This is a genomic window from Enterobacter sp. NFIX58 (assembly GCF_900110475.1).
Taxonomy (GTDB): domain Bacteria; phylum Pseudomonadota; class Gammaproteobacteria; order Enterobacterales; family Enterobacteriaceae; genus Enterobacter; species Enterobacter quasiroggenkampii.
Genome location: NZ_FODW01000001.1, coordinates 1,368,894 through 1,376,735, shown reverse-complemented (window position 1 = coordinate 1,376,735; position 7,842 = coordinate 1,368,894). Strand labels below are relative to the sequence as shown.

The 7,842-nt window shown below is 56.8% G+C and carries 6 protein-coding genes; 1 reads left to right on the top strand and 5 read right to left on the bottom strand.

Annotated elements, in window-relative coordinates; genetic code table 11:
* Positions 1 to 301: 301 nt before the first annotated feature.
* The 4 genes from hcr to aqpZ all read right to left on the bottom strand — a co-directional run bounded on the left by hcr (position 302) and on the right by aqpZ (position 4,843).
* Entirely contained in the window at positions 302 to 1,270 is a 969-nt protein-coding gene (gene hcr / locus BMW97_RS06775; RefSeq protein WP_045908405.1) for an NADH oxidoreductase, read from the bottom strand.
* Between the two features lie 10 nt (positions 1,271 to 1,280).
* Complete coding sequence (gene hcp / locus BMW97_RS06770) at positions 1,281 to 2,933, bottom strand: hydroxylamine reductase (protein WP_045908404.1); 1,653 nt, start codon at positions 2,931 to 2,933, stop codon at positions 1,281 to 1,283.
* Positions 2,934 to 3,077: 144 nt separating this feature from the next.
* A complete protein-coding gene (locus BMW97_RS06765; RefSeq protein ID WP_045908403.1) occupies positions 3,078 to 3,977 on the bottom strand; it encodes a LysO family transporter in 900 nt (299 codons plus the stop codon).
* A gap of 170 nt (positions 3,978 to 4,147) precedes the next feature.
* Entirely contained in the window at positions 4,148 to 4,843 is a 696-nt protein-coding gene (gene aqpZ, locus BMW97_RS06760; RefSeq protein ID WP_014883193.1) for an aquaporin Z, read from the bottom strand.
* 290 nt (positions 4,844 to 5,133) lie between these two features.
* Between aqpZ and BMW97_RS06755 the strand changes: the two genes are divergently transcribed.
* On the top strand, positions 5,134 to 6,792 hold the full coding sequence (locus BMW97_RS06755) for an ATP-dependent endonuclease (RefSeq protein WP_045908402.1): 1,659 nt from the start codon (positions 5,134 to 5,136) through the stop codon (positions 6,790 to 6,792).
* Here the strand turns inward: BMW97_RS06755 and BMW97_RS06750 are convergent.
* A complete protein-coding gene (locus tag BMW97_RS06750) occupies positions 6,789 to 7,745 on the bottom strand; it encodes a VirK/YbjX family protein (RefSeq protein ID WP_045908401.1) in 957 nt (318 codons plus the stop codon). The genes BMW97_RS06755 and BMW97_RS06750 overlap by 4 nt on opposite strands.
* Positions 7,746 to 7,842: the final 97 nt, after the last annotated feature.

Below are 7,842 nucleotides of genomic sequence, written 5' to 3'. Positions count from 1 at the left end.
GATAATCGTTCACTGCCGTACAGGCAGCTTAGAAACTTTGGTCAGGTGATGTGGACCCAGCAAAAACGTTCACTGCCGTACAGGCAGCTTAGAAAAAAGTGTTTCGAACGGTTTTTTACAGCTCTTTGTTCACTGCCGTACAGGCAGCTTAGAAAGCACTTCAGCCGGGTAAGCGTCGGTGGTTAGGGTCGAATGCCGAACAGGCAGTAGGCACAACGTAGGCCGGGTAAACGTAGTGCCACCCGGCAAAAAAGCCCGGTGGCGCTGACGCTTACCGGGCCTACGATCGAAAGCATAACCTTTATGCGAGGACGAGATCACCCTGTGGATGGCAAGAGCAAGCCAGCACGTAACCCTCGGCAATTTCCGCGTCGGACAGCGTCATGGTGCTGGTCACGGTGTACTCCCCGGACACTACCTTCGTTTTACAGCAGCCGCACACCCCGGCGCGGCAGGCCGCCGCCACCGGCACGTGGTTGCTTTCCAGCGCCTCCAGCAGCGTAGTACCCACGCGGCCAAAGAAGGTCTGCGCAGGCTGCAGTTTGGTGAACTGAATCCCGCTGGTTGCTGCTTCCGCCACCGGCGTGAAGAACTGCTCTTTGAAGAAACGGGTCACGCCGAGCGCTTTCACGTCTTCTTCCACGATAGCCATGTACGGCGCCGGGCCGCAGGTCATCACGGTGCGGTTCGCGATATCCGGCACGCTTTGCAGCAGCTCGCGGCTCAGGCGACCGGGAATAAAACCGTGCGTCGCGTGATGTTCCGCTACCAGCGTCACCGGGTAGTTGTGCCACTCCTCGGCAAAAATGACATCGTCCGGAGAGCGCACGCTGAAGATCACCTGCACGTCGGCCTGCGGGCGGTGTTTGGCCAGCCAGCGGCGCATTGACATAATCGGCGTTACGCCACAGCCTGCCGCCAGCAGCAGGAATTTCTCTTCCGCTTTGTCGTCACAGGTGAACTCACCCTGCGCATCGGACAGCCAGATATAATCCCCGCGCTTCACGTCCCGGGTCAGCCATTCTGAACCGGCTCCGCCTTCAATGCGACGGACGGTAAGCGTGATGTACTCGCTCACGCCCGGCGTGGAAGAAAGGGTGTAGGCGCGCAGGGTGTCTGCCGAATGGCGAACGCTAACCAGCGCATACTGACCCGCACGGTACGGATAATAGTCGTGGCACAGCAGCGACAGCGTCCACACATCCGGCGTCTCCTGATGGATGTGATGAACCTGCATGCGCCACGGGCAGTGTGAGGTTGGCATGGTCATGAGTTACTCCTTACGCGCTCAGCAGCTGCTTCATATCGTCTTCAACGTTGGTCACGGAGCGCAGACCGAATTTTTCATTGAGCACCGCCAGCAGGTCCGGTGTCAGGAAGCCTGGCGCGGTCGGGCCAGTCACGATGTTAGTCACGCCCAGAGAGAGCAGGGTCAGCAGGATGACAATCGCTTTCTGCTCAAACCAGGAGAGCACCAGTGACAGCGGCAGGTCGTTCACGCCGCAGCCCAGTTTTTCCGCCAGGGTAACGGCCAGAATGATGGCCGAATAAGCATCGTTACACTGGCCCGCATCGATCAGGCGCGGCAGGCCTTCGATGTCGCCGAAGTCCAGCTTGTTGAAACGGTATTTGCCACACGCCAGGGTCAGGATCAGGCAGTCTTCCGGCACGCGGGTGGCGAAATCGGTGAAGTAGTTACGCTCGCCGCGCGCGCCGTCGCAGCCGCCGACGAGGAAGATGTGGCGCAGCTTTTCACGGCTGACGAGGTCAATCAGCGAATCGGCGGCACCGAGCAGGGTTTCACGACCGAAGCCGACGGTGATCAGGTGCGGGATCTCGCTGTACGGGAAGCCTGCCATCTGCTGCGCTTGCGCTATCACCGGACCGAAATCGTCACCTTCAAGATGGCTCACGCCCGGCCAGCCGACGATGCTGCGGGTCCAGATGCGGTCGTCATACGCGCCCACGGTCGGGTCGATGATGCAGTTAGAGGTCATCACGATAGGGCCAGGGAAGCGGGCAAATTCCACCTGCTGGTTCTGCCAGCCGCTGCCGTAGTTACCGATCAGGTGCTTAAACTTACGCAGCTCCGGATAGCCGTGCGCCGGCAGCATTTCACCGTGGGTATAGACGTTAACGCCGGTGCCTTCGGTCTGCTTCAGCAGGTTGTAGAGATCTTTAAGGTCATGGCCGGAGATCAGGATACATTTACCCTCGGTCGCTTTGACGTTGACCTGTGTTGGGGTCGGATGGCCGTAGGTGCTGGTTTCACCGGCGTCCAGAATGCTCATCACCTTGAAGTTCATCTGCCCGATTTCCATTGAGCACTCAAGCAGGGCATTCATATCGGCAGGCCAGGTGCCCAGCCACGCCATGATTTTATGGTATTGCGCGTAAATGTCGTTGTCGTATTGACCGAGCACATGCGCGTGCTCCATATAGGCTGCCGCGCCTTTCAGGCCGTACAGGCACAGCAGGCGAAGGCCGAGAATGTTCTCGCCAATCGCCGCTTTGTCTTTATTCGGCGTGAATTCTGCCGCCTGACGCTGCAGTTCGCCCAGATCGTCACTCACCAGCTGAAGGTCTGACATCGGGTTTTCCACGCGGGCGCTGGCATCCGCCTTCAGACACTGCGCCTTCAGCGCTTCACGCAGGGCAATGGCTTCGCGGGCATAGCCAACAATGCGCGGAGAGTCGAAGTTAACGTTGGTTAGCGTGGAGAAGAAGGCGCGCGGGGCGAAGCTGTCGACGTAGTGGTCGATGATGCCATATTCGCGGGCTTTAAACGCCCATGCGGAAAGGCCTTGCAGGGCCGCAATCAGCAGGTCCTGAAGGTCAGATGTTTCTGCGGTTTTGCCGCACATACCCTGTGCGTAAGAGCAGCCATTGCCTGCCGGGGTACGGATGGTTTGTTCACATTGCACACAAAACATAATCACACCTGTTAAAGTTATATTTAATATACATGTTTAAGGTTATGCCTGTGCCAGAACGGTGAAAAGGGCTTTTTGCTACAAAATAGAGGGAGATTGATTTAGCGCAATTTTGGCGGCAGGAACCCTACCGCCAAAGAAGTATCAGGCCGAGAAGACGGCCATCAGAACCGGAACCAGCAGGCTTAAAATAAAGCCGTGAACGATGGCGGCGGGCACCATCTCCAGCCCGCCAGAGCGTTGTAACACTGGCAGGGTAAAGTCCATCGACGTCGCGCCGCACAGGCCCAGCGCGGTAGAGCGGCTGCGGCGAACCAGTCCCGGGATCAGCATAATGGCGAGCAGTTCACGCGCCAGATCGTTAAAGAAGGCGGCGCTGCCGATCACCGGACCGAATGATTCGGTCAGCAAAATACCGGAGAGGGAATACCAGCCAAAACCTGACGCCATCGCGAGGCCGGTTTTCAGCGGCAGGTCGAGAATAAAAGCGTTAATCACGCCCGCCACCATGGAGCTGGCGATAACAATGACCGCGACCATCATTCCCCGACGGTTCAGAACAATTTGCTTCAGCGTCATGCCATTATTTCGCAGCTGGATACCGATCAGGAACAGCAGGAAGATCAGCGTATATTCGCTGGCCTCTGTTGCGTGCTGTAAAAACGCCCAGCCGGTCAGCCCAAGCAGAAAACCGAGCACCACGACGCCGCACAGTTTTAATGATTCCAGCGCCATCGCAATTCGGGAAGGCAGCTTTTCCTGATGATGATGGTTTTTCCACGGAACGGTGCGCTCAAGCCAGAATAATGCGGCGATATTACACAGCAAAATAACCACCACGGTGACCACCGAATAATGCAGGATGGAAAGCAAATTCGTCGCCAGATTATCCAGGAAGGCCAGGCTTATCCCCATAAAGAAAAGAATGACGTAAACAATCCAGCTGAGAAAACGGTTGATGAGCCGTAATGCGGATTCTCTGTGCAGCGGAATAAGGTAGCCCACAATCAGGGGCAGCAGAATAATGAGGAGTCCTGAAAACATGAACAGCCGGTCCTTTTGAGTATCTGTTGAGCGCCAGAGACACTACCCAATAAAGGCTGTCAGGTAAAGGAGCAATAAAAAAGCCGGGTGGCGGCTGCGCCTTACCCGGCCTACAAGTGCACTTTCACGTAGGTCGGGTAAGCGTTAGCGCCGCCCGACACCGCGCGCAATTAATCGCGTTTTTCCAGCAGGGTGCGGTACAGCACGCCACCCAGGATACCGCCGATAATCGGCATGACCCAGAACAGCCACAGCTGCTCAAGCGCCCAGCCACCCTGGAAGATAGCGACGGCGGTACTGCGTGCCGGGTTAACGGAGGTGTTGGTGACCGGAATCGAAATCAGGTGAATAAGGGTCAGCGCCAGACCAATCGCAATAGGGGCGAAGCCTGCTGGCGCGTGTTTGTCGGTTGCGCCGTGGATCACCAGCAGGAAGCCTGCGGTCAGCACAATTTCAATCACGATGGCAGACAGCATGGAATAACCGCCCGGAGAATGCTCGCCGAAGCCGTTAGAGGCGAAGCCGCTGGCCGCCGCGTCGAACCCGGCTTTACCGCTGGCAATCACGTACAGAACGCCCGCTGCGATAATACCGCCAACCACCTGGGCGACAATATAACCAATCACATCTTTCGCCGGAAAACGACCGCCGGCCCATAAACCTAACGTTACTGCCGGGTTAAAATGACCGCCGGAAATATGCCCCACGGCAAAGGCCATGGTTAATACGGTCAAACCAAATGCCAGCGCGACGCCGACAAAACCGATACCTAATTCCGGGAATGCTGCTGCCAGAACGGCGCTACCGCAGCCACCAAATACCAGCCAGAATGTACCAAAGCATTCTGCAGCCAATTTTCTAAACATAACCACCTCAAATAATTTTCCGCACGCTTTCCCGCGCACGGGATATATCGCCATAAAGGGATGACGACTCAAAGAGTCCGTATTTTAAAAACCAACAACACCCCTTCGCCACTTAAATAAATTCGATTAATTTGATTTAAGGCAATGTGATGTCAATCCTTGTTCAAATCAGCGGTAAATAGAGCATAGACCAATTCTCGCCACGGTGAATGTTGTGCTGTCGTGACAGGGCGCCTCCCGCTATACTGCTGATAACTTAAAGGAAAAAGTGATCATTGCGCGGGGGATTTATGCTTCTCGAACGTGTGGAAATTGTCGGGTTTCGCGGTATTAACCGCCTGTCGCTGCAGCTGGAACAGAACAACGTCCTGATCGGCGAGAACGCGTGGGGTAAGTCCAGCCTGCTGGATGCGCTGACGTTACTGCTTTCGCCCGAAGACAATCTGTATCACTTCGTTCGCGATGACTTCTGGTTCCCGCCCGGCGACGTGACGGGGCGCGAGAAGCACCTGCATATCATCCTGACGTTCCGCGAATCCGAGCCCGGACGGCATCGAGTGCGTCGCTTCCGCCCGCTGTCACCCTGCTGGGTGCCGTGCGATGACGGCTTCCACCGGATTTTCTATCGGCTGGAGGGTGAAATGGCGGAAAACGAGGGCGTGTTGACCCTGCGTGATTTTCTTGATGAGAAAGCCAGTCCGATCCCGCTGGACAATATTGACGATCTGGCCCGCCACCTGATCCGCCTGACGCCGGTGTTGCGCCTGCGCGACGCGCGTTTTATGCGGCGTATACGTAACGGTACCGTCCCGAATATGCCGGAAGTGGAAGTCACTGCCCGCGAGCTGGATTTTCTGGCAAGAGAGCTGGTGTCGCGTCCGCAAAATCTGACCGATGGTCAAATTCGTCAGGGGCTGTCCGCCATGGTACAGCTTCTGGAGCACTATTTTTCCGAGCAGGGGACGTCGGAGTCGCGCCATCGCCTGATGCGCCGCCGCTCTCATGACGAGCAGCGCAGCTGGCGCTACCTCGATATCATTAACCGAATGATCGACCGGCCCGGCGGTCGTACTCATCGGGTGATTTTGCTGGGGCTGTTTTCAACGCTTCTGCAGGCCAAGGGCACCGTTCGTCTTGACCGGGACGCCCGGCCGCTGCTGCTGGTGGAAGACCCGGAAACGCGCCTGCATCCCATCATGCTCTCCGTGGCATGGCATCTGCTGAACCTGCTGCCGCTCCAGCGCATTACGACCACCAATTCCGGTGAATTATTATCGCTAACGCCGGTAGAGCACGTCTGTCGTCTGGTGCGTGAATCTTCCCGCGTCTCCGCCTTCCGCTTAGGGCCGGGAGGATTGAACGCGGAAGACGGGCGGCGCATCGCGTTTCATATTCGCTTTAACCGCGCGTCGTCGCTCTTTGCCCGCTGCTGGCTGCTGGTGGAGGGAGAGACGGAAACCTGGGTCATCAACGAACTGGCGCGCCAGTGCGGCCACCATTTTGATGCGGAAGGCATTAAGGTGATTGAATTCGCCCAGTCGGGATTAAAGCCGCTGATAAAATTTGCTCGCCGGATGGGGATCGAGTGGCACGTTCTGGTCGACGGTGATGAGGCGGGCAAAAAATATGCCTCGACCGTACGCAGCCTGCTGAATAACGAGCGAGAAGAAGAGCGCGACCATTTAACCATGCTGCCCGCCATGGACATGGAGCACTTTATGTATCGTCAGGGGTTCGACGACGTATTCCACCGAATTGCCATGGTGCCGGTCGATGTCCCGATGAACATGCGGCGCGTGATCGCCAAAGCTATTCATCGTTCTTCAAAACCGGATTTAGCCATTGAAGTGGCAACGGAAGCGGGGAGACGGGGCGTGGAGGCGGTGCCGACCCTGCTGCGGAAGATGTTTTCCCGCGTGCTGTGGCTGGCACGCGGGAGAGCGGATTAACGTTGAGTCGCCTGGTTCACCTGCTGAATCAGGCTATCCAGCAGCGCGTAGCGGCGGCGATATTCGGAACGCTTTTTACTCGCGATCTCTTCCATCGGTTTGCGCGGCATGACGAGGGGCAGCATAAAGTTGCCGCTATCCTGCTTTTCACCGCCGATGGAGATCCAGAAACTGTCGTAATCGGCCAACAGTTTCCCCTCTTTTTTCTTGCGGTAGCGCCAGCTGCGATAAATATGGGTGTCGTTACTGACGGCGACAATCTGTTCTACCGGGAAGGCGGTGCCGAGCGTCATGGCGGCTTCGACCAGCAGACGTTTCGGGAACAGACCATGGCAGGCCTTCGTCGCGCCCTGGATCAGCTCATGGGGTACGTGGGCTTTTGCGCCCTGCAGGCCGCCGATAAACAGCGTCGATTTTCCCTCAAACTGGCACAGGGTGAAGGTCATCTCGGCCAGCACCGTATTCTGATGGTCGCAGAAGGCGAGGGTGGCTTCCCCTTCTTTATCCAGAAACGCATCGGCGCACAGGCGGACGGTAAATTGCTCTTCATCTTTACCGGTTAAGGTGAGCAGCGTGAAGCCCTTTTTCGACAGATAGCCCGAGAGCAGCGATGCCGGCATATGGCGGCTCATCGTTTGATAGTGCCAGTTAAGGGACTCAAGGGCCTGCTGGCGATGCATATTCACCGTCAGCCAAGGGCGATGCAGACGGCACGGCAGTCCTGGCTGTACCTGCAGCATTTGCATCAGGCTCGGCTGTTTTGCAAGGCTCGTCAACAGGCGAGCGGTACTTACAGGCGTCGCCAGCGAACGGAGCATGAATTTACGTCGATAGGCGGGGTTTTGCCACGCCAGCCCTGGCGTGAGCTTACCGGAAGCCAGATGACTGAAGAGCTGCCAACCCGATGCAGGCTGTGGCAGGTTTGAAAAAGGTGTATCGACGATGGAAGACATGTTAGATCCTGCTTCTTGATGAAGATTTCCATTTCAGCAGGCGAACGTTCAACGTCTCGTAAACAAATTGTGACGATTTCGGAGAACAGGGGTTTCG